At 40.8% G+C, this 25728-nt stretch carries 22 protein-coding genes and 1 other RNA gene; 9 read left to right on the top strand and 14 right to left on the bottom strand.

Annotated elements, in window-relative coordinates:
* Window positions 1-4 precede the first annotated feature (4 nt).
* Complete coding sequence (aroC, locus tag ACYZ0U_RS08260) at window positions 5-1099, top strand: chorismate synthase (protein ID WP_461451610.1); 1095 nt, start codon at window positions 5-7, stop codon at window positions 1097-1099.
* 185 nt (window positions 1100-1284) lie between these two features.
* A complete protein-coding gene (locus ACYZ0U_RS08255) occupies window positions 1285-2511 on the top strand; it encodes an MFS transporter (RefSeq protein WP_461451609.1) in 1227 nt (408 codons plus the stop codon).
* Window positions 2512-2529: 18 nt separating this feature from the next.
* Here the strand turns inward: ACYZ0U_RS08255 and ACYZ0U_RS08250 are convergent, their stop codons facing one another.
* From ACYZ0U_RS08250 to ACYZ0U_RS08240, 3 genes are read right to left on the bottom strand one after another with little or no spacing between them, the layout of a single operon-like run.
* Entirely contained in the window at window positions 2530-3060 is a 531-nt protein-coding gene (locus ACYZ0U_RS08250; protein ID WP_461451608.1) for a hypothetical protein, read from the bottom strand.
* A gap of 9 nt (window positions 3061-3069) precedes the next feature.
* Window positions 3070-3579, bottom strand: coding sequence for a DinB family protein (locus tag ACYZ0U_RS08245; RefSeq protein ID WP_461451607.1), 510 nt, complete (start codon window positions 3577-3579; stop codon window positions 3070-3072).
* Between the two features lies 1 nt (window position 3580).
* Entirely contained in the window at window positions 3581-4597 is a 1017-nt protein-coding gene (locus tag ACYZ0U_RS08240; protein ID WP_461451606.1) for a glycosyl hydrolase, read from the bottom strand.
* 106 nt (window positions 4598-4703) lie between these two features.
* On the opposite strand from ACYZ0U_RS08240, the gene ACYZ0U_RS08235 reads away from it, so the two are divergent.
* Entirely contained in the window at window positions 4704-6251 is a 1548-nt protein-coding gene (locus ACYZ0U_RS08235; RefSeq protein ID WP_461451605.1) for a L,D-transpeptidase family protein, read from the top strand.
* A 103-nt stretch (window positions 6252-6354) separates the two neighbouring features.
* On the opposite strand, the gene ACYZ0U_RS08230 is transcribed toward ACYZ0U_RS08235, so the two are convergent.
* From ACYZ0U_RS08230 to ACYZ0U_RS08220, 3 genes are all read right to left on the bottom strand, one after another.
* On the bottom strand, window positions 6355-7143 hold the full coding sequence (locus ACYZ0U_RS08230) for a murein L,D-transpeptidase catalytic domain family protein (protein ID WP_461451604.1): 789 nt from the start codon (window positions 7141-7143) through the stop codon (window positions 6355-6357).
* A gap of 196 nt (window positions 7144-7339) precedes the next feature.
* Window positions 7340-7921: a nitroreductase family protein gene (locus ACYZ0U_RS08225; protein WP_461451603.1), complete on the bottom strand. Its 582-nt coding sequence runs from the start codon at window positions 7919-7921 to the stop codon at window positions 7340-7342.
* Window positions 7922-8091: 170 nt separating this feature from the next.
* Window positions 8092-10524 carry an alpha-ketoacid dehydrogenase subunit alpha/beta gene (locus ACYZ0U_RS08220; RefSeq protein ID WP_461451602.1) on the bottom strand — a complete coding sequence of 811 codons (2433 nt, stop codon included), beginning with the start codon at window positions 10522-10524 and terminating at the stop codon, window positions 8092-8094.
* Window positions 10525-10660: 136 nt separating this feature from the next.
* On the opposite strand from ACYZ0U_RS08220, the gene ACYZ0U_RS08215 reads away from it, so the two are divergent.
* The 3 genes from ACYZ0U_RS08215 (at window position 10661) to ssrA (ending at window position 12927) form a co-directional block, all read left to right on the top strand.
* Window positions 10661-11089, top strand: a complete 429-nt coding sequence (locus ACYZ0U_RS08215) for a DUF1573 domain-containing protein (RefSeq protein ID WP_461451601.1) — start codon at window positions 10661-10663, stop codon at window positions 11087-11089.
* A 102-nt stretch (window positions 11090-11191) separates the two neighbouring features.
* The gene (locus ACYZ0U_RS08210) at window positions 11192-12400 is read left to right on the top strand and encodes a pyridoxal phosphate-dependent aminotransferase (protein WP_461451600.1); all 1209 of its coding nucleotides are present in this window, start codon (window positions 11192-11194) and stop codon (window positions 12398-12400) included.
* 157 nt (window positions 12401-12557) lie between these two features.
* Window positions 12558-12927: a transfer-messenger RNA gene (gene ssrA, locus ACYZ0U_RS08205) on the top strand.
* A 36-nt stretch (window positions 12928-12963) separates the two neighbouring features.
* On the opposite strand, the gene ACYZ0U_RS08200 is transcribed toward ssrA, so the two are convergent.
* Window positions 12964-13329: a SnoaL-like domain-containing protein gene (locus ACYZ0U_RS08200; RefSeq protein ID WP_461451599.1), complete on the bottom strand. Its 366-nt coding sequence runs from the start codon at window positions 13327-13329 to the stop codon at window positions 12964-12966.
* Between the two features lie 102 nt (window positions 13330-13431).
* Between ACYZ0U_RS08200 and ACYZ0U_RS08195 the strand changes: the two genes are divergently transcribed.
* A complete protein-coding gene (locus ACYZ0U_RS08195; RefSeq protein WP_461451598.1) occupies window positions 13432-14346 on the top strand; it encodes an AraC family transcriptional regulator in 915 nt (304 codons plus the stop codon).
* Between the two features lie 48 nt (window positions 14347-14394).
* Here the strand turns inward: ACYZ0U_RS08195 and ACYZ0U_RS08190 are convergent, their stop codons facing one another.
* Window positions 14395-15417: an LLM class flavin-dependent oxidoreductase gene (locus ACYZ0U_RS08190; RefSeq protein ID WP_461451597.1), complete on the bottom strand. Its 1023-nt coding sequence runs from the start codon at window positions 15415-15417 to the stop codon at window positions 14395-14397.
* 382 nt (window positions 15418-15799) lie between these two features.
* Complete coding sequence (locus ACYZ0U_RS08185; protein WP_461451596.1) at window positions 15800-16030, bottom strand: hypothetical protein; 231 nt, start codon at window positions 16028-16030, stop codon at window positions 15800-15802.
* 171 nt (window positions 16031-16201) lie between these two features.
* Between ACYZ0U_RS08185 and ACYZ0U_RS08180 the strand changes: the two genes are divergently transcribed.
* A complete protein-coding gene (locus ACYZ0U_RS08180) occupies window positions 16202-17689 on the top strand; it encodes a GH1 family beta-glucosidase (protein WP_461451595.1) in 1488 nt (495 codons plus the stop codon).
* A 63-nt stretch (window positions 17690-17752) separates the two neighbouring features.
* On the opposite strand, the gene ACYZ0U_RS08175 is transcribed toward ACYZ0U_RS08180, so the two are convergent.
* A complete protein-coding gene (locus ACYZ0U_RS08175; protein ID WP_461451594.1) occupies window positions 17753-17884 on the bottom strand; it encodes a hypothetical protein in 132 nt (43 codons plus the stop codon).
* Between the two features lie 277 nt (window positions 17885-18161).
* On the opposite strand from ACYZ0U_RS08175, the gene ACYZ0U_RS08170 reads away from it, so the two are divergent.
* A complete protein-coding gene (locus tag ACYZ0U_RS08170) occupies window positions 18162-19439 on the top strand; it encodes a hypothetical protein (protein ID WP_461451593.1) in 1278 nt (425 codons plus the stop codon).
* Between the two features lie 8 nt (window positions 19440-19447).
* Here ACYZ0U_RS08170 and ACYZ0U_RS08165 read toward each other — a convergent pair whose 3' ends face one another.
* The 4 genes from ACYZ0U_RS08165 to ACYZ0U_RS08150 form a co-directional block, all read right to left on the bottom strand.
* Window positions 19448-19723, bottom strand: a complete 276-nt coding sequence (locus ACYZ0U_RS08165; RefSeq protein WP_461451592.1) for a hypothetical protein — start codon at window positions 19721-19723, stop codon at window positions 19448-19450.
* A gap of 115 nt (window positions 19724-19838) precedes the next feature.
* Window positions 19839-21311 carry a hypothetical protein gene (locus ACYZ0U_RS08160; RefSeq protein ID WP_461451591.1) on the bottom strand — a complete coding sequence of 491 codons (1473 nt, stop codon included), beginning with the start codon at window positions 21309-21311 and terminating at the stop codon, window positions 19839-19841.
* A 263-nt stretch (window positions 21312-21574) separates the two neighbouring features.
* A complete protein-coding gene (locus tag ACYZ0U_RS08155; protein WP_461451590.1) occupies window positions 21575-22882 on the bottom strand; it encodes an APC family permease in 1308 nt (435 codons plus the stop codon).
* 93 nt (window positions 22883-22975) lie between these two features.
* Window positions 22976-25513, bottom strand: coding sequence for a DUF5686 family protein (locus tag ACYZ0U_RS08150; protein WP_461451589.1), 2538 nt, complete (start codon window positions 25511-25513; stop codon window positions 22976-22978).
* Window positions 25514-25728: the final 215 nt, after the last annotated feature.

Raw genomic sequence — 25728 nt, 5'->3', positions numbered from 1 at the left:
CATCATGGCAGGCAATTCATTCGGGCAATTATTCAGGATAACGACTTTTGGTGAATCACATGGCGAAGCAATCGGCGTAATAATCGACGGTTGCCCGTCGCAATTGCCTGTTGATTTGGAATACATCCAATCCGAACTGGATAAACGCAGGCCCGGTCAATCCAAGATAACTACCCAGCGTAAGGAAAGTGATACAGTAAAAATTCTATCAGGTGTATTTGAAGGAAAAACTACCGGTACCCCAATTGCCATGCTGATCCCGAATGAGGACCAGCGTTCAAAAGACTATACCCATAATGTAGATGTTTTCCGCCCCTCACATGCGGATTATACCTACCAAACCAAATACGGCATCCGCGATCACCGTGGCGGCGGCCGCTCATCAGCCCGTGAGACCGCGGCGCGTGTGGCAGCAGGCGCTTTAGCCAAATTATTATTAAAAAGCCAGGGGATCGAGATTGTTGCCCATGTAAGCAGCGTAGGCAGGATCAACGCGCCAAATGTTGATATAAGCGATGTGCAGGAGTTTATTAATCAGCGCGAGGAAAACATCGTACGCTGTGCCGACCCTGCCACAGCTGAGGAAATGATAGAATTTATCGATGGTATTCGCAAGGCTGGTGACACCGTTGGCGGCAAAATCAGCTGCTATGTTAAAAACTGCACCGTTGGTTTAGGCGAACCTGTGTTTGACAAACTTCACGCCGAGTTAGGCAAGGCTATGTTAAGCATCAACGCCGTACACGGTTTCGAATTCGGCTCAGGTTTCTCCGGCAGCGAAATGCTGGGTTCAGAGCATAACGACATATTTGTAAAGGACCATAACGGCGATATCAGCACCATAACTAACTATTCGGGCGGTATACAGGGCGGTATCAGTAACGGTATGCCGATAGAATTTAAAGTAGCGTTTAAACCCGTAGCCACCATCATGAAAGCCCAGGCCACCATCGACAGCGAAGGCAATGCCGCCGAAATCTCCGGCAAAGGCCGCCACGACCCATGCGTAGTGCCAAGAGCCGTTGTGATCGTGGAGGCTATGGCTGCATTGGTTATTGCTGATCATTGGCTCCGAAATCGCAACGCGATTTTGTCATAAAAGTCGTATAAGCAAAGCGCGCAGAGGCCCGACGGAAAACCGGGCCGGGAGTTAGCCTTGCGGGCTGAAGGTTTTTTCCGTCTTGATCTTTTGCTACTTTTGGATCAAGCCAAAAGTAGTAGCCCCCCGCGGCAATGAGCGGAAAGCGGACATTTCAACTTTACGATCACAACAATATCATCACTATGCCCACTTCACCTATCCAACTCTACAAAAAAGCTTACAGCGGTTTGTCGCTTAATAGCTGGTATTTGTGCCTGGTGATGCTGGTGAACCGCAGTGGCACGATGGTTATCCCCTTCATGACCATCTACTGCACTAAGGAATTGGATTTCACCATTATACAAGCCGGGTACATCATGGGCTTATTTGGCTTAGGGTCAATACTCGGTGCATTTGCAGGTGGTAAACTAACCGATAAAATAGGTTTTTATGATCTGCAGATCGGCGCTTTATTCAGCGGTGGGGTGTTATTCATCATTTTAGGATTTCAGCATACTTTTATAACCTTGGGTGCAGGCGCATTTGTACTCAGCCTTTGTAACGAATCTTTTCGACCGGCAAATTCTGCGGCGATCGCTTATTACAGTTCTGCGGAGAATAAAACCCGCTCCTATGCCTTAAACCGCCTGGCTATTAACCTCGGCTGGGCATTTGGCGGAGCGCTGGGTGGCTTTCTAGCATCTTTCAACTACCATTTATTGTTTTGGGTAGATGGCTGCACCAATATGTTTGCGGCTATATTATTATTAAGATTGATACCGCGATCAGGCATTCTAAAACCAGTTAAAAATGCGGCCAAAAAAGCAAACACCGCATCAGCGTATAAAGACAGCACCTACTTAGTTTTCATAGGATTAGTAACACTTTTTGCCATTTGCTTTTTCCAGTTGTTTACCATGCAGCCTTTGTTTTACAAGGCCATGTGGCAATTGAATGAACGCGTGATCGGCGCATTAATGGCGCTTAACGGCATTTTAATTGTGCTCATCGAAATGATCCTCATCCATAAGCTGGAAGGCCGCAGGCACCCTTTAAAATATATTAGTTTCGGTGTAATATTGGTTGGGATAGGGTTTGTGCTACTAAATGTTTTGCCACACGGAACACTATCAGGATTAGCGGTCATCATTTTCATTACTCTCGGCGAAATTATGGCCATGCCCTTCACCAATTCCTTTTGGATTGCCCGCACTACCGAAAACAACCGCGGCGAATACGCCGCATTATACAGTATGTCCTGGTCGGCCGCGCAAATTTTGGCGCCGACTGTTGGCAGCTTAATTATAGTTGGCGGTGGTTTTGCTTTGTTATGGTGGATATTGGGTGGGGTATGTTTGATTGCTGCGATTGGGTTTTCAATACTATACAATTATTTAAAAGCAACCAACAAGGGGAACCTTAACCTTTAACATCTGGGGTAACTAAAGTTATTTTAAGTTCAATTTTACAATGGCTTCTTTCACATCTAATGGAAGTGATTCATCGTACGAAATTTCTTTAAGATGCTTAAACTGACTTATGTAAATGATCAAATTGTCGCTATCACTGAGTTTGATATCCTCCAAAACCAAATGCTTCACAGGTAAATCTGTTAGATAATGTAATTGATCTAAATGAACACGTTGAAAACGTAGAAATTCGACCTTTTTAAAATCTGCTAGCCATTTAAGGATTATACAATGTTCTGATTTTCTCAGCTTAGCCAAATCAAAAGCTGGTTGAAGAATAAGATTTGTCACTTCATAAATCTTATCTTTAAATGCTAGTGGTAAATTAACCTCGCTAAACTCAGGAGTCGTAAATAATGTATAAGGTACATCTTCCAATCCTACAACAAAACATCTGGGGTCAATGAATAATATTTTCCCTTTATCCTTAAGATGTCCAAAATCTATTCCGATAGATACGTTACTTCTTAAATTTGATTTAGGAATTTCTTCCTGATTTGGCCATTCCATTTTATAAATTTAATGTTTATCCCCTGCTAATAAAATCTTTGCAGTCACTAACAATTGTCCCACATGCCTCATCGTATGCTCTGCGCTATGCACAAGCAACCCAATAACTGTTGAAGGCATCTTCGCTCTCCCCACTCCCCTAACCTCTGTCAAAGTCGCTTCATCAGTCTCGCTTAATTGCTTTATAACAATATCAACCTGCTTGTTAAAATGCTCTAACAACTCACTCACTTTAACATCAGTATTTTTCCCTTCCGCAGCCAAATAATCCAATTGCTGTTGGCTAAGTTGCTCGCCTTTGGCATAAGTGTATAATCTATCCAACACCCCGGCCATATGCTGCAAATGAAACCCGGGTGAAGCCATGCCTACAGGCTTTTCCCAAAGTAGCTTGTCCGGGAAATCTGCCATCAACTCATTTACCTCTTCCCTCGCCTGCAATAAGGCGTGCGCCACGGGTTGCAGCAAGGCAGGTATCCCATCCAGCGGGCCGCGTAACCAAACTTCGGGTTTGTTCATGTTATTTGCTATAACTTTGCATCACTTCGCCCACAACATCGTGGTTAAGCGTTTGGGGCAGTGAGTAGATCTGTTTCACCCTATCCAGCGTATTATCGCTCCATAAAAAGTTAGTCCACACCATAAACCAGGCCCATTCCGGTTGAACCGACAGGATATTCGGTTTCGGCAATTCACCTGTTTCGGTAAGCGCCATTAGTTTACCGTGGGCAAGGTCCTTCAGTTCGTTATAATCCTTTTGCTCGTAGTCGAAATGGTATACATCGGCACCCACAACATCCACATAATCAGCACTAGGATAATAATCTTTATACGTATAAGCCTCATCAAATGGGATATCCCGCAAACCATTCGCACCCCAAACCCATAGCAGGTTATCCAGGTGAAAATAATTGGTGTAGCGGTCATACATCATCTTCCAAAGCTTGGCTATCCCATTTTCGCCTTTCTTGTTTCCCCACCAAAACCAAACACCATTCATTTCATGGTACGGGCGCCATAAAACCGGCACATGGGCATCCTGCAGCTGTTTCAGATAGCCCGCCACTACATCAATCTGTGCAAGCCAGCGCTTGTTAAGTTCAGTACCCGGCGTGGTTAACTCCGTCCACTGCTCATCGGTCAATTTACCTTGTATGCTTTGCAGCCAGTCAAATGGTGGGTCGTCAGTTGGCCTGCCCTGGTGCCACATCAGGCAAATAATGTATCCGTCGTGCCATTTTTTGATTGCCTCGTTCACTATATCCTGGCCGCGGTCGGTCTTCCAGTCCCATATAAAATCCGATCCCCAAAGTGCGGGGTATTTTCCTGTCTTTGCATACACGCTGTCCGAATAGGTATTCAGCTGTGTATTAAAATTATGCTGCCCCGAAATAATATATTTACCTTTTATGCCATACAAATAGGCAAGCAACTTTTTTGCTTCGGGCGATGCGTTTTTATTTACCGGTTTAAAAGATTGCCCCTGCGTTTTAATAACCGCAAAAACGCATAACATCAACACAAGATATTTCTTCATATTAAACAAATGCCGCTGTAATATAGACACATTAGCTTGGTGTAAAATTAAATTATTTATTTGTGGTATAGCAATTGCTATACACGGTAAATTACAAAAAACAACTATGTCGATCCCTTACATTAACCTGAACAAAATAAACATCCGCCCTATTCTTTTAGTTTTACTTTGCGCCTCTTTATTGATTGTACAGAGCTGTAAAAAGAAACGCTCCGAACTGGCAAACATCTTGTATAAAAAATCACAGAATAAAGTATTCAGAAAATTAGATCCTGAGCAATTCGCCACCATTTTCCAGTCGGTTATAGATAGTGAAAAATCAAAATTAGCCTATCCTCAAGCGGTAAGCGATTTTTACGATGCGCATAATTACGAACCTGTTTTTTTATTATCAGATATTAAAGATCACAGCTTGCAATCGCTGTTGGATTATTACGATAAAGCTAACAACCAGGGCCTGGATTCCAACATGTTCCAACCGCAACAAGTACGCGAGCTGGTAACAAAATTCTATACTAAAAAAGGGATTAAAACAGTCGACGAAGCTTACCATGATATGGCTGAGTTAGAACTTTTGACTGCTAATTCACTCATCAAATACTCAAACGCGGTGCAATATGGCGTGGTGAACCCAAAGGCTATATATTCAAGATATTTTATGGTGACCAAACAGCCGGATAGTACCAATATGTACAATGCCTTGTATACGCCAAATCTTAAAAATTATTTAGATAGTATACAATCAAAAGACCCGCAGTATGTCGCTTTGCAAAAAGCCTATACTTCAAATACTTTAATTCCGGGTACCACAGCAGAGGAAAGCAAACGCATTTTCCTGGTAAACCTGGAACGTTTACGCTGGAAAAACAAACCAACCGAAAACAAATATGTGATCGTGAATATTCCTGATTTTCATTTGGATGTGATAGATGGCGGTAAATCTATTTTGGGCATGGAAGTTTGTGTAGGCAAGGGGCGTAATTCCAATTATAAAAAGACATTGGTTGCTTTTGATGATACCGATAAAGTAGATAAGCCGGTACATGAAACGCCATTATTGAACAGTATGATCTACGAAGCTGAAGTAAACCCGGTATGGAATATCCCGGAAAGTATCGCCAATAAAGAAATTATTGTTCAGGCTGAAAAGGACCCTTATTACCTGTCCAGCAAAAACATCAATGTCATGAAAAATGGCAAAAAGGTTGAAGATGTGGAATCGATAGACTGGTCGACTGCCAATAAATCAGAATATTCATTCCAGCAACAACCCGGCGCTGATAATTCATTGGGGAAAGTGAAGTTCCTGTTTAAAAACAAAAGCAGCGTTTATTTGCATGATACGCCTGCACAGCTACCATTTGCTCAAAGCATGCGTGCCGTGAGCCATGGCTGTGTGCGGTTGCAAAAACCACAGGATTTTGCCCATGCCTTATTTGGCGATGGCCCTAAATATGATTTGATCGCGAAAGATATGGCTTCAGAAAAACCGGACCCAACAGAGATCGCGTTGCGCCCCAAAATGCCGGTGTACATTACCTACGTAACCTGCTGGAGCGATAGCACAGGTATCTTACAATACCGTAAGGATGTGTATGGACAGGATATTATTTTGTATGCTAACCTGGTAAAAGCTTTAGGGAAAAGTATTTAACAGATAGAAGGTATTTAGACTAAAATCCAAAAAACTACATAACAAAAATGCCGGGCAAGCCCGGCATTTTTTATTAAAAGATCTTGATATCAATTACTGGCTACTATAAATTAGCTATTTTATTCCCATCATTTCCTGCCGGGAAAACGTAATTAGCTGACAGGTCTTCGTCTAAATATTTAGAACTATAGTTACTGTCGTTTCCATTAATAAAGAAAACAGTTTTGCCTTTTATAGTATTAATTACCTCGTCTGATACTTCAGGAGATACCGCAGGGCATCCCCAGCTACGGCCTAAACGACCTAATTGGTTGATTGTTGACTGGCTTACGTAAGGTGCTGCATGTACCACAATTTCGCGGGCACGGGCGGCATCATTAAAACCGGCATCCAAACCATCCAGGCGTAATGAGCGGCCATGCTTACCTACATAAACATCATCAGCCAAATAAAAACCTAAACTGCTTTGGTGCGACTCATCGGTATTTGAAAAGCTATTGGCAATTTCATCGCCGCTTCCTTGGCCGTGAGCTACCCAGGTATTTATTAAAAGCTGTTTTTCAACCAGGTCAACTATCCACATACGTTTTTGACGGCTTGATTTATTAAAATCAACAACAGTCAAAACACTGCTAAACGGAGATATTTTTTGAGCTGATTTAAGGTTCATAAAGCCGGTTACTGCTTTTTTGAAAACTGCTTCATCTAAACCTGATGCCTGTAGATTTGCTGCCTGGTAAACAGCATCAACATATTGCTGAAAAAGTTCTTTTGCAGATGCCGGTGCAGGTTTTGCAGTGGCTTTATTAGTGGCGCTTACCGGTTTCCAACTGATAATTGTAATTGAAACTAGTAATACTACGCAGGTTATCCACCAAAAATGTTTCCTCATAAATCTAATTAGATATAAATTAATCTGTTAAAAAATAAACGGGAATAGGTTGTAGATAGTAACGGTTATAATTGCTGTGATGGTACAAATATATAAAAAAAGCCTAAATCAATCATCACGGCAGTTTCATAATTATTAAATATATAACATTAAGATTAACAATTTATATAGTTATACGATATTTTACGGCAGATAGTTACTTAACCCAGGTAATTTTATCTTCTAAAGGAATGGTTCTTTTGCCTTCGGGATGTTCATCGGAGTACCCTAAATATAAAATCCCCATTATGTTATCTTCTTCGTTAAGTTGCAGATAGTCTTTCATAGGTTGTTTTAAGGTCATGCCACCGGTGCCCCAGTAAGATGCTATATTTAAAGCAGTTGCGCCGAGCAGCAAATTTTGAACAGCACAAGCAGTTGCTGCCATTTCCTCAAAAGCCGGGATTTTTGGCAGTTTACCGCGTTTCATAACAGCGATGATCACATGCGAAGCTTTATCGCCTTGCTGTGCCAGGTTGTTAAAAACAGTCTCGCTGAAATCATCGGCAGGCGTATTTTCTTTATACAGATTAGCATGTGCTGAACAAAAATCCAAAGGATTTTCGTAAACCACAAAGCGCCATGGTTCGGTATAGCCGTGGGTAGGCGCCCAGTCGGCAAGCTCCAGTATCGATGCAATATGACCGTTAGGTATCTTATGGCCATTCATCATAAATGGTTTGATGGTACGTCGGTTCTCTATAATATGAGTTAAGGATGTAAAATTGGTAGTTTCCATTTTTTTAATAAAATATGCTGATGCCCATCTAAGCGTTACGCTTGGATGCCCTCAATTTAAGCGTTCAAGCTTAAATCATATAAAACTCAATTTTATTCAAATAAGCGTGGAAGCTTATTAAAAATAAAAATCAAGCGTCTACGCTTGATTTCACTAAATTACTAAATGCTTTAATAAATAGCCGGATACTTAGCCGGGTTTGCTTCACTCATCATACTATAAACCGTGTCTATCACATCGTCAAGTGACGGCTTGGTAAAGTAATCACCATCTGAGCCATACGGCGGCCGATGTTCTTTAGCTGTAAGCGTACGTGGTTGCGCATCCAAAGCATAATAGCCGCCTTGTGATTCCATAATTTGCTGTAAAATATAAGCCGATCCCGCCCCGGGAACATCCTCATCAACAACCAGCAGTTTGTTAGTTTTCTTTAATGACGTACCGCATAGGTTATCAGTATCAAATGGATACAATGTTTGCGGGTCGATCACTTCTATATTTATGCCTAATTTAGCCAATTCCGGTACTGCTTCCATCACAATGCGCAAGGTTGAACCGTATGAAACTACAGTTATATCGCTGCCTTCGTTCAATATTTCGGCTTTTCCTAACGGTACGGTGAACTCACCAACGTTGGCAGGTAATTTTTCTTTTAAACGATACCCGTTAAGCGACTCAATAACTAAAGCAGGCTCATCACCACGCAATAATGTGTTATACATACCTGCAGCTTGTGTCATATCTCGCGGAACGCAAATGTGAAGCCCGCGCATGGCGCTCAATATCATACCCATTGGCGAACCTGAATGCCAAATCCCCTCCAATCGGTGACCACGTGTACGAATGATGACCGGCGCTTTTTGTCCGCCCATGGTGCGGTAACTCAGACTGGTGAGGTCGTCACAAATAATGGTCATCGCATAAATAAGGTAATCTAAGTATTGGATTTCCGCTATCGGCCGTAAACCACGCATGGCTAAGCCCATACCCTGCCCTATGATAGATGTTTCGCGGATACCGGTATCAGTTATCCGTATGTCGCCATATTTATTTTGCAAACCGGCAAATCCCTGGTTAACATCACCAATGGCTCCTACATCCTCGCCAAAGGCAATAATGGTTTTATCACGATCAAAATTAGCGTCGAAACAGGCGTTCAATACCTCGCGTCCATCAACTAAACGGGGATCATCAGCATATTTTGCGTTAACAACAGGCACTTTTAACGGCGATTGGGCAGTATTTGAAAATAACAAAGTATTATAACGCTTATTGTTTTTATCTTTTTCATCTACCAACCAGGCTAACAGTGTTTGTCTTTCTGGCGAAGTTTCTTTAACAGTTAAACGCAACGACTGGCGAATGGCCGAAACAATATCCTTTCTTCCGGGATCAACAACACTACGCAGGTCAGCTGCTATTTTCATTAAGCCCTCATGTTGTACCGAAACGGCAGCTAATGTTTCAATGTCCTTTGCAGTTTCATTTAACTCAACGTTAATAATATAGGCGAGCTCGTTCCAGGCTTCACGCTGGCATTCGCGTACATATTGTTTGGCTTCGGCCTCAATTTCCTCTAATTGCTCGTTAGTGGCGATGGCGGTGGTTATCATCCATTCGCGCATCTTCAGCAAACAATCGTGGTCATTTTCCCAGGCTAAACGTTCTTTTGATTTATAACGCTCATGTGAACCGGATGTTGAGTGGCCTTGCGGCTGTGTAATCTCCGTTACGTGGATTAAAACAGGCACATGCTCTTCACGACAAAGTGCAATGGCCCGTTCATAAGTTTCGCAAAGCGCTACGTAATCCCAGCCGCGAACTTTAAATATTTCGAAACCATTGGTACCTTCTTCGCGCTGAAATCCTTTTAATATTTCGGAGATATCTTCCTTGGTAGTCTGCAAACTTGCGGGTACTGATATGGCATAGGCATCATCCCAAACAGAAATAGCCATTGGCACCTGTAATACGCCGGCAGCATTAAAGGTTTCAAAAAATGAGCCTTCGGATGTTGACCCGTTGCCAATAGTACCAAAAGCAACCTCGTTGCCATTGATAGAGAATTGATCCAGATAAGCCAGCTCCTTATTTTGGCGATATAGTTTTGATGCGTAGGCCAATCCCAGCAAGCGCGGTATAGCACCGGCAGTGGTTGATATATCAGATGCGCAATTCATCTCTTCAACCTGGTTTTTCCAGGTGCCATCCTCATTTAAAAAACGGGTAGCGTAATGGCAATTCATTTGCCTGCCGCCTGATGCAGGTTCTTTTTTTACATCCGGATGAGCATATAACTGTGCAAAAAACTCTTTTAGGTTGCTCATTCCTGTGGCAAACATGAAAGTTTGGTCGCGATAATAGCCCGATCGCCAGTCGCCTTTTTTAAAGGCTTTGGCCATAGCTAACTGCGCCACTTCCTTTCCATCGCCAAAAATTCCAAACTTGGCCTTGCCGGTAAGCACCTCTCGCCGGCCCAATATACTGGCCTGACGGCTCTCATACCCAATGCGATAATCATTGAGGACGATCTTTTTAAAATCCTCAAAAGTTAGATCAACAGCATTAAACGTACCGGCAGCATGCATTGCAGTTTCGGGCATATGTTATTTGTTTAGACGGTAAAATTATGAAATTCTATTTTGTAATTGGTATACTCTGCATTCAAAACGTTCAGTTTTTATTATAGTTTTATAATTGAACTAAACCTTTTATATTTGTTACAATCAAACCCAAAGTATGAAAAAGTTATTAATAATATTAGCGGTAATTATAGGCTTTGCATCAACTGCAAAAGCACAGGACGATCAAAAGCCCGAATTTAAATTCAATGAAGAAAAACATGATTTCGGTAAAATCCCACAGGGCACACCGGTAACTACTGTTTTTGAATTTACTAACGTTGGCCAATCGCCGCTTATTTTAGCCGATGTACGCCCTACATGTGGTTGTACTATTGCCGATTACACCAAAACACCTGTAGCACCCGGCGCTAAAGGTTTAATCAAGATCACTTATAATGCTGCAGCGGCTTATCCGTTCAATAAAACAATTGTTGTTACCTCAAATGCTAAAACCCCCCAAAAATTTTTAGTTATTGTAGGCGAAGTAGTTGCAAAACCGGTAACGGCACCAGCGGCCACATCAACCACCGGGACCAGCAATTAATAAAAATTATTAAATATATTTGCATAGCCCCGTTATTGGGGCTTTTGCCGTTTATAATGGCAGCATTTTAACTGACCAACATTATTATATTGATTTTGCACAATGCCAAAAATTTCTGACAAAGGGCTGAGAATGCCTGCATCGCCCATACGAAAACTGACCCCATTTGCTGATAAAGCTAAACTGGAAGGGAAAAAAGTCTATCATCTGAATATTGGCCAGCCAGATATTGAAACCCCTGAAGGGATGCTGAATGCGATAAAAGGCATTGATTTTAAGGTTTGGGCATACACCCCATCCGAAGGAACATTAGCATACCGTACCAAGCTTACTGAATATTACAATAAACTTGGTTATAACATTATGCCTGATAATATCATCGTAACCGCAGGCGGGTCTGAAGCGATCACTATCGCGATGATGAGCTGCCTGGATATCGGCGATGAGATTATTATCCCGGAACCTTTCTACGCTAACTACAACGGCTTCGCCAGTCAAAGTGATATTGTGGTAAAACCAATCTTATCCTACATCGATAATGGCTTCGCGCTGCCGCCTATAAGCGAATTTGAAAAGCTGATCACGCCAAAAACCAAAGCCATATTTATTTGCAGCCCGAATAACCCAACCGGTTATCTGTATTCAAAAGAAGAACTGGAAGAACTTAAAAAGCTGGTATTAAAATACGACCTGTATTTATTTTCTGACGAAGCTTACCGGGAGTTTTGCTATGATGGAAAAACCTTTACATCGCCTATGTTTTTAGATGGTTTGGAAGAAAATGTGATCGTGATGGATACCGTAAGTAAGCGCTACAGCGCCTGCGGTGCTCGATTAGGTTGTTTGATCACTAAAAACAAAGACGTTTTAACAGCAGGCTTAAAATTTGCTCAGGCGAGGTTAAGTCCGGGTATGGTGGAGCAGATCGCAGGATCGGCAGCTGTTGATACCCCCGATGAATACTTTGAAGCCGTAAACAAAGAATATACTGCGCGCCGTGATACCATAGTTGGTGCTTTAAACAAAATGAATGGCGTTTTTTGCCCTAACCCGGGCGGCGCTTTTTACGTGGTTGCACAATTGCCTATAGATAACGCCGACAAGTTTTGCCAGTGGATGCTGGAGAAATTCAGCTATAATAACCAAACGGTGATGATGGCGCCGGCTACCGGCTTTTACAGCACACCCGGCGCAGGCCAAAACGAAGTAAGAATGGCATACGTTTTGAATATTCATGATATACAGAACGCGATGATCTGTTTAGAAAAGGCACTAGAGGAATATCCGGGAAGAACAGTTGTTACTTTGTAGTGGAAAGCAAAAGTTGAAAGCTAAAAAAAGGATGTTTTTTTCGACACTGCACTTTTTAACTTTTTACTTTTAACTTTCAGCTTTAAACTAATAGGTGTATCTTTGTTATTCTCTACAATCTGCTAATTGCCAACTGGCATCTGCAAACTCTAATATTGGGGTCGACCGGAATTGACAGGATGGAGATAAGTAGGTAAGCATGCAGCGCGTTGGGTGAATTAGCGCTTAAATCTGAACGCTCAAACTTACAAATGGCGAAAATACTTACGCCTTAGCTGCTTAATTTAGAATTTAGCTAGCTTTTGTCCCGCCGGTTTTCTGTTTTGTTGGATCGGCAACCGGGGCATCGGAAAACGAAAATAGCCTGCTTAATGGTGTGCATAGCAGGCGAAACAAAGCACCTAAGGAAGACGGTACAGGTAAGCGGCTGACCTTCCCCTTCCCTACAATTAAACAGCAGATAAGCATGTAGAAAGCTTACCTTATACCATGTTTGGACGAGGGTTCGAATCCCTCCGGCTCCACAAGCAAGCCCTTAGGTTATACCTAAGGGCTTGCTTATTTTAATAAAAAAAGGTTTCGGATACTATCTTATCATCCTTTACGCCAAAAACCGCAATTTCTGCTAATTGTAAGCGTTTTCCATTTTTAAAGGTCATGTCCCTGCCCATGGCTACGCTAAAATAGTTGCCGCCAACAACAGGTTCGCTGCAAAAAAAGCTGTGTACTTCGTCAATAAGTTCGAGCCTGGATTTTGACTTTGCTAAAACCGCCTCGATGCCTTTAGTTACGGTAGGCACACCTGTTGCCGCGGCATGTTCAGGTTCGGTACAAACAATGTCGGCGCTGTATAATTGTTGGTAGATCTCTGCTACTTTTCTTTGTTGAAAAAGTTCATTGTAACGATTGGCTAATTCCTGGGTTGTCATAATTTGTATTATTTGATTTTTATAATACAAATGTAGCTTGGCAATAAATACTTAAAGTATTAAAAAGTATGATATATTTGCTTAATCGTATTGATTTATAAAATGGATGCATTAAGTACCGTATTAGAAGCTACCCGGCTTAAAAGTGTTGTTTACAGCAAATTCCCGCTTGCAGCGCCTTGGGGGCTGGACATAGTTAAGGACGAAAACTCGCAATTCTGGCGGTTAGTAAGCGGTAATTGCACCATTGGCTCGCCTGATGGCCGTACAATAGCATTAGCGGAAGGCGACCTTGTGTTTGTACCCCACGGAAGCGCACACTGGATAGCAGACAAATCATCAAGTTTAAGGATGCCTTCACCTGAATTTGTAAAATGCCGCAGGGAAAGCATTCCTGTTTTTAATGGCGACGGCGAAGTAACAACGCTTATTGCAGGGCATTTCGAATTTGATTACAAATCGCTACATCCATTTTTAAAGGATTTGCCCCCTATCATTCATATCAGGCAATATGGAACAGAAAACCAGCTGTTACTTAAGCAGGTTACACAATTAATGCTGGAAGAACTCACAAATGAAAAAGCGGGAAGCAGTGTAATGCTGAAATGTTTGTCGGAAATTATGTTTGTTAATATCATCAGGGCTTATTTGGAACAGGATGCACCCGACACTGGTTTTCTTTCCGCATTAAACGACCCCAGGATCAGCAAGGCATTAAAACTGATACAAGACTCTCCTCAATACAACTGGACGCTGGAATCCCTGGCATCTGAGATTGGCATGTCACGCTCGGTGTTTTTTAACCAGTTTAAAAAAACAGTGCATGAAACACCGTTAAGTTACCTTACCAATTGGCGCATGAGGCAAGCTCAAAGGCTATTAATGACAAACAACTGTAATATAGCAGAAGTTGCCATGAATGTTGGCTATCGATCCGAGGCGGCTTTTAACCGGATATTTAAATCAAAAACAGGTCAAACTCCTGCGGTGTACAGGCGGAGTAATTTGCTGAGGTAATTTAATCTCCGCAGGTTCTTTCAGAATACACCTGCGGAAACTTAATAATTATCGCCATCCGAGCGCAGGGGCTACATGCTCCAAAATAGCGGATAGCACATGAATATTGTAATCAACCCCTAAAGTGTTCGGTATGGTTAAGAGCAACGTATCGGCTTCCTGTATCGCTTCGTCATTAGCTAATTCTTTAATGAGCTGATCGGGTTCGGCTGCATAGCTTTTTCCAAAAACCGCCCGTGTACCGGGTTCGATGTACCCAAAACTATCTGCAGCTTTTCCCTGCTGGCCAAAGTAATACCTGTCCTGTTCGTTCACCAACGCGAATATGGAACGGCTTACAGAAACCCGAGGTTCGTGCTTATGTCCGGCTTTTTTCCAGGCTTCTTTATACAGCCTGATCTGTTCTGCCTGCTGAATATGGAAAGGTTTACCGCTTTCATCAAATTTTAAGGTAGAACTTTGCAGGTTCATACCTTGCTCAGCTGCCCAAACCGCTGTTACATTTGAGCCCGCTCCCCACCATATTCGTTCGCGCAAACCTTTGGAATAGGGTTCCAGCCTTAACAATCCCGGCGGATTTGGGAACATTGGGTTTGGATTTGGCTGGGCAAATCCCTTGCCTTTTAACTTATCTAAAAACTCCAAAGCATTTTTTCGCCCCAAATCCGCATCGGTTTCTCCATCAGCAGGCGCGTAACCAAAATAACGCCAGCCCTCTATCACCTGCTCCGGTGAACCTCTGCTGATACCCAATTGCAGTCGCCCGCCCGAGATCAGGTCGGCAGCGCCGGCATCTTCCACCATGTAAAGCGGATTTTCATAACGCATATCAATTACGCCTGTACCAATCTCTATCTTATTTGTTTTTGCCCCGATGGCCGAAAGCAGAGGAAAGGGCGAAGCCAGCTGGCGCGCGAAATGATGAACCCGGAAATAAGCGCCATCCAAACCGATTTCTTCCGCAGCGACAGCCAAATCAATCGACTGCAGCAAAGTATCACCCGCGGTATGGGTTTGATAAGCCGGATGATTTGACCAATGCCCGAACGATAAAAATCCTATATTCTTCATTAGTAGTGGTATTTTTTACTTACGAAGGTAAGGATATGGGCGTTGTGCGCGGGTCAGAGTAAGGTAATAATGGTAGGTGGGGACGCCCACTGATTTGCACAACGTCAATCAATAACCCAAAAAAGCACAATCAAAACTTCCTAAAAACATTTATTTTCCAATAAAAAACAAGCAAAAAGAATAAAAAAGTAGCATTTTTCTGGTAGTTTTCGGATGTAAAAAGCATGGTTTTTAAGCAAAAAAGCGTTAAAAACAGATGTAAAAACCGTCTTTTTTGGGTGATTAAGGACGTTTTTCAGCCTAAAAGTGCACTAAAAGTACCATATGTTTCATCTGTATTTTCAGAACAGTAAAGCAATCCATCTCTAGCAAAAGAAAAAAATTATTTATAAATAAGCACCACCAACTCCAGCACCTTAACGTAACTTAAAACAATTTTCGACCTTACATCATTTAATTGTTTTTTACAGATGCGGAATATATTCCAGTGGTTGGCACCACCGTCCTTGTCTACCAAATCATAGCACTCGGTAACTTCTTTTACTACGCTTTTACGGATCTGTTCATTGAGCCAGGTTTTAACCTTTGCATCGAACACTGCTTTACTCAACATGCTGCTACATTTTTAAACATCCAACAGCCCTAATATACAACTCTTTCAATAGTTGTTTAATACAGCAGTGCGACTTTCTATTAACACCATAATTTTAATGTGAAAAATGAAAAAAATAAACCTAATTTACCTGCCAATTATAAATATAAACCTAATTATAAAAACACCTATATGCCAATACTAAAAGATGACCTTAAAAATCTTGGCAGGCGCAACTTTATTAAATCAGCTGGTTTAACGGCAGCCGGTTTATCTGTAGCCCCTGCGCTTATTTCCTTTAAAGATGACACCGCGCAGCAAAACAACATCCCAGACAGCAAATTTCCCGAAGGTTTTTTATGGGGAACAGCTACCGCTGCCTACCAGGTTGAGGGTGCTGCAAATGAAGATGGACGCGGTGTAACCATCTGGGATACTTTTTCACACATCCCCGGCAAGGTAAGGAATAATGATAACGGAGATGTAGCATGTGATTTTTATCACCGCTATCCTGCCGACATTCAGCTAATGAAAGGCTTAAACGTCAAGGCGTTCCGCCTTTCCATTGCCTGGTCGCGTATTTTTCCGGATGGAACAGGCACGCCGAATCAAAAGGGAATCGATTTTTATAAAAAATTAACAGACGACCTGCAGGAAAACGGTATTGAGCCCTTTGCCACACTGTATCACTGGGACCTACCGCAAGCATTGCACGATAAATACAAAGGTTGGGAATCGCGCGAAACAGCTAAGGCATTTGGTGATTATGCAGGCTTTATAGCCAAAAACCTGGGCGACCGCGTTAAGCATTATTTTACGCTTAACGAGATGAGCACGTTTGTAGAGTTGGGTTATGGCAATGGTATATTTGCGCCCGGTTTAAAACTACCACAGGCAGGACTTAACCAGGTGCGCCACCACGCGGTACTGGCCCACGGGCTGGCTGTACAGGCAATCCGTGCAAATGGTGCGGCGGGTACCAAAATTGGGCTTGCAGAAAATTTAAGTGTGCCTGTGCCGATCATCGATACGCCGGAAAACATAAAGGCTGCTGAGGTTGCCATGCGCGAAGAAAACGCCGGTTACCTTACCGTGGTAATGGAAGGAAAGTACACCGACAAATTTTTGAAAAGAACAGGTGCTGATGCACCTAAGTTTACAGAAGAAGACCTGAAGATCATTAGCTCGCCATTAGACTTTGTGGGGATCAACGTTTACATGCCCGCAGGATATGTACAGGCAGCTGATAATGCAGATGGTTATAAAACACTTCCATTTGCAAAATCGCAGCCGCGAAGCACGTCTGCATGGCAGGTATTAGGGCCGGAGTCGCTTTATTGGGCACCTAAAAATGTACAAAAATTATGGGGTGTAAAAGAAATATACATTACCGAAAACGGCACCAGCGGAACTGATGAGTTAACCACAGATAAGCACATTTATGATACCGACAGGATATCGTTTATGCGTAATTACCTTACTCAATTGCAAAAAGCGACAGCTGAAGGCGTACCTGTAAAAGGCTATTTTTATTGGAGTATGATGGATAACTTTGAATGGACCAGCGGCTATGGTACCCGCTTCGGATTGTATTATATCGATTATAAAACACTGGAGCGCATCCCGAAGGAAAGCGCTGCTTATTTTAAGGTATTGGCAGAGAAAAATCAGGTAGTATAGTTTATATCTTTATTGATGGTTATAATAAAATAAAAGGCCGGCAATTGCCGGCCTTTTATTTTACTACCTGTGATGATGAATGATCACATGGTGTTTTACATAATGTTTTTTGTAGTGATGGTGTACCTGTGCGTTAACTGCAGTGTAACTAAACACAGTTAACATTAGAACTGTTAATACTTTTAATGATTTCATGAGTGATTTTTTATATATTCAAGTATAGAGAAACCCTTTGTCAATCAGGCACAATCACTGTAACAATTAACTTACTTTAAAATTTCATAAAGATAATTAGTCCTTATTGAAATTATTTCTTTTAGTCCGGTTTCTAGCATAAAAAAGTCAGCCATTTGCAATGCCGTTTCTCTTTTGCCATATTCCAGTAAAAAGCGATTAAAGGTGTGGTCTTTCCAACTCAATTTGTAACATATTTATTACTTTCGCCCCTGATTTTAAAGCTGATGCTTTTAACTTGTTTGAAGCAGGCATTTTAGGTATGGGCTGCTTTTACAAATTCTTCTTATTCCCGGTTATATTAATCACTTTTTCAAGCAAAGTACTTGCCCAGGATAATAATGGATCAGCCATTAACTTAAACCCTGCAAAAGATGAAAAAGCCAATACATTAAGCTATCATTCAGATACAGTTACTCAAATTGACATTGGAGATGTTTTAAAGAAGGTACTCCATATGAAAGACCTTAAAAAAACTGACAGTGTTACCTCAAAACCTTCATTTTCATATGTTCCGGCTATCGGTTACACTTTAGTTTCAAAGCTGGCATTGGTACTATCCGGCAACTCTGCTTTTCGTACAGGGCCCGAATCAAGGATATCAACCATTACGGCAAGCACTTCAATCACACAAAACAAACAAATAACCCTACCCATACTTAGCGATATCTGGAGTAAAAACAACAATTATAATTTTGTAGGTGATTATCGTATATACAAATACCCGCAAAGCACTTTTGGCTTGGGTAGTAACTCAAATATACATAACGAAGACCCTATGGATTATGACTATTTACAGTTTTATGAAACTGTATTACGGCATATTACCGGGAATATTTATTTGGGCCTTGGTTATATTATTGATGACCATTGGAATGTATCAGACATGGGCGATAAAAACGGAACAATATCCGATTATTCTGTTTATGGGAAACAATCTCACTCAATATCATCAGGCTTTACTTTTAATGGACTTTTAGATTCGCGCGATAATAGCATCAACCCATCAAAAGGGGCATACCTTGCATTCGAGTATCGTGATAACTATACCTGGTTGGGGAGTAATACCAATTGGCGCTCGCTTATAATTGATGTTCGTAAATACATACATTTTCCGGAAGATTCAAAAAACGTATTGGCTTTATGGAATTTTGAATGGTTAACTTTAAGTGGCAGGCCTGCTTATCTTGATTTGCCAAGTACTCAATGGGATGCTTATTCCGCAACCGGACGCGGGTATATTCAAGGCCGTTTCCGTGGCGCAGACATGGTATATTTTGAGGGAGAATACAGATACGGGATTACTGCGAATGGATTGATTGGTGGCGTATTATTTGCCAATGCCGAATCGTTTTCAGCAGCTCCCGGCAGTAATTTACAACGCTTTCAACCTGGTTTTGGCCCGGGTTTACGTATTAAACTAAACAAGGTATCCAAAACAAATATATCTATTGACTACGGTTTTGGTCGCCAGGGTTCAAACGGGTTATTTATTGACGTTGGAGAAATATTTTAGAGGAGAGCTTACTCAGCAACTAAATCACCTAAAGAAACATTTAGCAACAGGCAAATTTCAGCAAGGCTATCTGCTGTATAATTGTAAGTATTGCCTAACCAAACCCTTAACGGGCGTATTTCCCGTCGCATTAATACAGCAAAGTGCCTCCTTGACCAGCTATTTTGCTGCAACAGCTTTTCAATACGTTCAGCAATAAGCAGGCGGTTTTCTTTTAGTTTGATGTCTGCAGGACTAAGTTTACTCAAAATTAAAGTCAATAAAGAGTTGCGGTCTTCTGTCATAACTTAAGTTTTAAGGTGGATGTTGATAAAATTAATAAACGGATATTATATCAACAAATTATCAGTGGTTTCGTTTTCACCACTTGTTAATATCTTTGTTAATTATAACTATACATTAATTTGATGCGCTCATCATGTTTAAAACTAAACCATCGTTTTCAGGATAAACTTTAAAACCAGCATCTTTGGTTGATTTTTTAAAATATCCTTTAATCGCCGTTAATTTATAGGGCATTTTTTGAAACTCACAAACTATCTGCTTCTTACCAATATCTTTAAACGGAAGTTTTGCATTATCCGCGACAGCAAGATCTAAAAACCAATTTAAGCGTTTCTTTCTTTCTGTTCTTATCATGATATTTTTCTCATCCATTTCAATTACAAGACTGCCATAGCCCGGCTTTAGCGGCCACAAAATATGCAATTTGCCTGATGCAGGGCTGGTGATCAATGGATCGCCCCCTTTTAAAAGAATTTCATTTCCGTTAAGAATCGCTTCAAACCTTAAGCCGGCTAATTTATCGGCATTACTCCAAACATAACCATCTACAATAGGTAATGTAAAAAACGAACACTCGTTAGTTGTGGCTTTTTTAGTCTCATATTCCGATGGAAAGCTTTCATTAAACAGGTGAATATCACGAAATTCAAGCGTTCCGTTTTGCCATAATAAATTAGCGCGGTAAAAACGGCTATCAAACCATACTGTTTTTTTGCTGCTTGTATCGATATCATTATTTATAGTGACAGAAGTTGCAGGGGTAAGCTTATAGTGATCCTTAAACCATTTACCCGAGGCAGCCAGGGTTTCTACCCTGATCTTATTTTCATCACGTAATTTTGCTATCAGCGGCATTTGTATTTCAAAACCTTTTGCCATTGCATCCCAGGTAAAAGAATTTTCCTGCCCTGCCTGGGTGTAAGCAAATGCCGTTGGTTCTCCCTCAACAAACTGTTTAAAAAACCAGTTAACCCAGGTAGAATCACCTCCGCCAAATTTATATACGGGCTCCAGGGTCACCACGCGCTGCCTGCTTTTGCCCACGCCATCATCATACTGGCGGACAGGATCGCTGCCAAGCATCCTGAATATAGGGACAGGAATTTGGTTTTGCTGGTTTTGGGCCGGCATATAGGCATTTATTTTACTTGGATAGTAAGCCTGGTTCCAGTAACCTCCCCACAGCGTATAACCATCTGTGCCATACTGGTCTTTACAATTTGCTGAAGCAACAATATGGTATTTTCGGTATAAATACTCAAGCGTATGCGCATCTATAAACCATGATGCAACTGATTTTGGATAATAGCCAAATACTTTTTTAAAATCTGCCATGTAAACATCAGCCAGCTTTTCGCGTTCCTTTGGAGTGTAACCTGTGGAAAAACCAATATTCGCGCGCCAATCCCAGGGGTAACGGCCCCGCCATTTTAAGCCTGCCTTTTCAACCAGTGGTTGCGGAATCTCCCACCACGCGCCTATTTCAAAAGAACCGCGCGGCAGACTTTTTAATAATTTTTGATACCGTGGATCCATCAATGCATCATATTGTAACAAAAAGCTACCACCAAGATTATACTTTTTCATGATGTCAATTTGTTTAACTACTGTTTGATAAAGTATATCCTCAGTAACGCTTGAATCGCGGGGTTCCAACAAACGAATAAAATTGACAATATTTACGATGCGCGGATGACTCTGATTTATTGCAGCTTTTTTTCCCGGATTAATAAATGAAAGCAAGAAAATTATTGCTGTTAAGCATGTAATAACGATTAAGTGTAATTTAAGATTAAGTCGTTTTTTAGTAAACATATTGGTTGTTTATTAATATAGGATCGTATTTATGGTTATTGTTTGTTCCTGAATCTTTTCATAACAAAATATACTAACCCAATAATTGCGATAAAGATTGCCGTTGATATAATTTCTTTAGTACTTAAGCTAATCAATAACCAAATAATGGCTGCAATTGCAAAAATCGGTATCAGATAGCCGCCTGGAACTTTAAATGTTTTTTTGCCTGGTTCTGTTTTGTTTGTCCTTAATTTTAGCATAGCTAAAACCACACCAAGGTATACCAAAAGCAAACAACCGCTTGCTAAAACAGCTAATTCCCTAAAACCACCCGAAACAGCAAAAATAAATATTAGCGTAGCGTAGGTTATAACAGCTATATATGGAGTAGCAAATTTAGGGTGCATTTTTGCCAGTTGCTTGGGAAACAAGCCATCTTTTGCGCCGGCAAATAATAATCGCGGCGTAGCCATTACGTCGCCACTGGTATTACCAAAGCAAGAGATCATCGTAAATACAAGAAGTAAAGTTGCGCCTGCAGGGCCTATAATATGATCAGCAACCGCAGCAAGCGGAGCGTTTTTAAACTGTCCTACCTGAGCGCCTAAAACACCTTGTACAACAATCTGTATCAATATATAAAATATAAAAACCATACCGGCGCCAAGTAAAATAGCACGCGGAACTGTTTGGCCTGAATCCTTTATTTCGCCGCTAACGCTTAACGAAGTTTCAAAACCCACAAATGCCCAAAATAACACCAAAACAGTCTCGCCGGATGTCTTTATTGATGGCAACGGCCCGGCATGAAAATTACTGATTTGAATATGGCTAAACCCTAAAAATATAATTGCAATGAGTGGCAGTAATTTTACCACGGTTAAAAATTGTATAAAATGCACCCCTCTTTTCACTCCCCTAACATTTACCAGCGCCATTGTACCCAGCAATAGAAAATAAAGCAAAGCGCGTATTAAAGGGCTTTTAAAAACAGGAAATATTACGGCCATAGCATCAGCAACTACATTCATCATGGCGGCACTCCCTAATATACCATAACCAAAAAAGAACAACCAGCTTACTATGAAGCCCCAAAAGGGGCCAAAGGCGGTTTCCACATAAATATAGGATCCGCCGCTTTTACTTATTTTGCTTCCTATCTCGCTGTAGCAAAGCATAATACAAACCAGCATAATTCCACAAAAAAGGTAACCAAATATGCCTGCGGCCCCCATTTGAATACTAACAATTGCCGGCAGCACATAAATACCCGAGCCAATAGTATTATTGATGATTGTTGCAGCAAGCCCGCGAACACCTATAACCCGATGTAGACCTTCATTGGTTTTTTCAGCTTCCAATTTATTTTACTTATAATCAAAGCTTTAAGTTATACAATAAATTGATAAACCAGTTATTTGGATGCCAAATGATTTTTCTTGTTGTTATATCAACTATAAATCGGGATTAAAACTAAACTTAACCCCATAGGGAGAAATGTTTGGATGATCAAGATAATCAAACCTGCGAATCACGTCGACCCTGATACATTTTAAAATATTACCGATACCAAGTCCCATTTCAATGTAAGGCGTGTTTCCTAAAGCATAGGTACCATTGGTGCCATTTGCCGGTAAAGGGAATTTGTAAAGATTAGATGAATAGAACGGATTATTTTCATTTCTTAATCCTCCGTACAACGCTTTAAAGGTAAAGTATTCGCGCAATTTTAAATGTTCTACCAGGGGGATTTTATTCAGGAAAAATCCATTAAAACTTTGTGTGACATTTATACCTGCGTAATGATCACTAACGAACTCAAGGTAATCCATCAAATTATAAGCATCTTGCTGATAAGCAAACGACTGGTTGGCCGGACTAATATTTAATAGCGGGAACGGGACTTTGCCAGCCAGGTAATTACCCAATAAGGTTACATCTGTAAACCCCAGTTGCGAAAGATAAAACCGTTTAACTATGGTTGTATTTATATCGGTAAAATTATACGAACCATTTAGTATATCTTTAAAACCATGGTTGATCTGTAAATTAATTATGGGATATTTGCTGTAAATTGTACGTCTATATTGAGTACCCTGTATTATTTGCTCGTGGGGTGCATATCGCAACCTGATGCCGGCCTCGGTAGTGGTTAAAAAATCAACTAATGGATTACCCGGAGTATTGTACTGGTAAACCAATGTACCCGCGGCCTGCTGTGTCCAGTTTCTTAAAGTTATATCATATGAAAAATGATTTTCAAAATCTTTTACGTAATCAATGCTGAATATCCTGCTGTATAAGTAGAAGTCACTTTTGCCGGAATGAAATGACGCCAAAGCCTCTTGTTGATTGTTAATAAAATAGCTATAACCGGGTATATTGATATCATACAAATAACTTATTTTAAAATAATCATTAGGGTACTTATAAAAAGGTGTTTTATTTAGCGCGATATAAGTACTTAGATCATATTTAAATTGCCCGTCTTTTGTGCCATAGGCACCATACCCTTCCAGGTAAATTGTTTTGTTAAATTTAGGCGTGGTACGGGCTCCCAACTCTAAACGCAAACCTTCTACATCATCATATGCCAGGAAAGCACCTGTCGGTCCAATTTCTACCGGGCCCGCGTCTCCATATCCACCAAAAAATGTTGATGCAAACCAGGTGAGTCGCTTATATGATCGCATACCCTCTAACGTATTTACATGGGCATAAATTTGTGCCTGTTGCCTGGTAAGCGTATCGCTACGGTGCTGAGCCCAGTATGTGGTATCCAACTGATCGGCATTGGGTTCCTGTTGCATACTTTTACCGGTATAAAATATTGCAGGCTGTGGTTTATTCACCTTGTAATTTGAATAGAATACTATTCTTTCACCAAAAACGGCGGCTCCTTTATTTTTAAATAGCCCAAAATCGGCGGTTACATCACTTTTTATTAATTCATAGCGCCTGCTACTATCAGGTGTAAAGTCAAGCTTCACTTTCAGGCTGCGCATAAAATTAATATTGATCTGTTTATTTACATTCAACTCGCATGATGCAACTGAATACCTCCCATCAAGCGTTACAAGTATTTTACCTTCAAAAAGCAGATCTCCTTTATTACGAGGCGTAAAATTCAATTCCACTAACTTTTGCTTGCCAACCTGTATGGTGTCAACTATAAAAAATTTATAAAAATCGGGGGCATGATCAGCAATCGGGCTTAAAAACTGGTTGGTAAGAATGAAAATATTATTATCATAAATTTCAATTTTATCACCATACAACCTATTTAAATAGATATCAAGCCCGGCCGTATCAATAAATTTAACAATATCGGTTTGCTTTTGTGCATCTAAAATAGTTATCGCCTTCTGCGGTTTTTTCCGGTAATAATAACGCGATAACTTTTCATTGAAAAATACCGGCAAAGCAGTTTGCTTTTGCCCGTTGATTACCTGGGCCGTATCAAGCAAAAACTTATACTTGCTAAAAAACTTTCCATTTAAGAATTTATCGGATAAGTTATAAAACGATAACCCGATCCGCTCATACTGATTATATTGCAGGTAATCAGCACTCGTTGGCTGATTGATGTTTTTATGATCAATAACTTGCTGTATAAGCTCAACTGCAGGATTTCCTTTATTACGGTATTTTAACTTTTTGCCGGATGTTATTTTAACTTCCTTCAGCTGCGTTTGGCTGCTGCGCATCTTAACCAGCAATTCGTTGGATTTCCCGGGGTGAATATTTCTAATAATAGCCTGGTAACCAACAAAGTTAAAAGAGAGCTGTTTATAGGTATTATCAATAATAAGCTTAAACCGGCCAAGGTTGTTAGTGCTTGTGCTTATGCTACTTCCTGATACTTTAACAGTAACCATCGGTATAATTTCACCTGTAACGGCGTCAATCACTTTTCCACTGATTGTAGTTTTTAGGCTATCCTGTGTAAGGCCGTAGATCGGTTTTATAATCAACAAAGCGGCGAAACTCAAAAAAACGATTAGTTTTGGAGTATATATTTTGATGGTATGATTCAAATAAAATGCAGACAAATGACTTAAATTAAAATAAAAATTGAGTTAGAAAGTCACGGTCTCAACGTCATACTGCAAAATTAACGCTAAAATTTGAATATAAATTGTAGTATAACCTGTATACAAACAATAATTTTAGCTTAATACTCACATAAAGTAAACCGAATATTTAA

It is taken from the genome of Mucilaginibacter sp., from assembly GCF_965225845.1.
In the GTDB taxonomy this organism is placed as follows: Bacteria; Bacteroidota; Bacteroidia; order Sphingobacteriales; family Sphingobacteriaceae; genus Mucilaginibacter.
The sequence above is the reverse complement of the archived record's forward strand: the minus strand, read 5'-3'. Positions and strand labels throughout refer to the sequence as shown.

Excerpts from the sequence above, each read along its gene's own strand:
- ACYZ0U_RS08230 (WP_461451604.1), bottom strand. The coding sequence starts at position 7,143 with ATGAGGAAACATTTTTGGTGGATAACCTGCGTAGTATTACTAGTTTCA.
- ACYZ0U_RS08235 (WP_461451605.1), top strand. The coding sequence starts at position 4,704 with ATGTCGATCCCTTACATTAACCTGAACAAAATAAACATCCGCCCTATT.
- ACYZ0U_RS08245 (WP_461451607.1), bottom strand. The coding sequence starts at position 3,579 with ATGAACAAACCCGAAGTTTGGTTACGCGGCCCGCTGGATGGGATACCT.
- ACYZ0U_RS08250 (WP_461451608.1), bottom strand. The coding sequence starts at position 3,060 with ATGGAATGGCCAAATCAGGAAGAAATTCCTAAATCAAATTTAAGAAGT.
- ACYZ0U_RS08185 (WP_461451596.1), bottom strand. The coding sequence starts at position 16,030 with ATGTTGAGTAAAGCAGTGTTCGATGCAAAGGTTAAAACCTGGCTCAAT.
- aroC (WP_461451610.1), top strand. The coding sequence starts at position 5 with ATGGCAGGCAATTCATTCGGGCAATTATTCAGGATAACGACTTTTGGT.
- ACYZ0U_RS08180 (WP_461451595.1), top strand. The coding sequence starts at position 16,202 with ATGCCAATACTAAAAGATGACCTTAAAAATCTTGGCAGGCGCAACTTT.
- ACYZ0U_RS08195 (WP_461451598.1), top strand. The coding sequence starts at position 13,432 with ATGGATGCATTAAGTACCGTATTAGAAGCTACCCGGCTTAAAAGTGTT.
- ACYZ0U_RS08190 (WP_461451597.1), bottom strand. The coding sequence starts at position 15,417 with ATGAAGAATATAGGATTTTTATCGTTCGGGCATTGGTCAAATCATCCG.
- ACYZ0U_RS08175 (WP_461451594.1), bottom strand. The coding sequence starts at position 17,884 with ATGAAATCATTAAAAGTATTAACAGTTCTAATGTTAACTGTGTTTAGT.
- ACYZ0U_RS08210 (WP_461451600.1), top strand. The coding sequence starts at position 11,192 with ATGCCAAAAATTTCTGACAAAGGGCTGAGAATGCCTGCATCGCCCATA.
- ACYZ0U_RS08160 (WP_461451591.1), bottom strand. The coding sequence starts at position 21,311 with ATGAAAAAGTATAATCTTGGTGGTAGCTTTTTGTTACAATATGATGCA.
- ACYZ0U_RS08165 (WP_461451592.1), bottom strand. The coding sequence starts at position 19,723 with ATGACAGAAGACCGCAACTCTTTATTGACTTTAATTTTGAGTAAACTT.
- ACYZ0U_RS08220 (WP_461451602.1), bottom strand. The coding sequence starts at position 10,524 with ATGCCCGAAACTGCAATGCATGCTGCCGGTACGTTTAATGCTGTTGAT.
- ACYZ0U_RS08255 (WP_461451609.1), top strand. The coding sequence starts at position 1,285 with ATGCCCACTTCACCTATCCAACTCTACAAAAAAGCTTACAGCGGTTTG.
- ACYZ0U_RS08240 (WP_461451606.1), bottom strand. The coding sequence starts at position 4,597 with ATGAAGAAATATCTTGTGTTGATGTTATGCGTTTTTGCGGTTATTAAA.
- ACYZ0U_RS08200 (WP_461451599.1), bottom strand. The coding sequence starts at position 13,329 with ATGACAACCCAGGAATTAGCCAATCGTTACAATGAACTTTTTCAACAA.
- ACYZ0U_RS08215 (WP_461451601.1), top strand. The coding sequence starts at position 10,661 with ATGAAAAAGTTATTAATAATATTAGCGGTAATTATAGGCTTTGCATCA.
- ACYZ0U_RS08225 (WP_461451603.1), bottom strand. The coding sequence starts at position 7,921 with ATGGAAACTACCAATTTTACATCCTTAACTCATATTATAGAGAACCGA.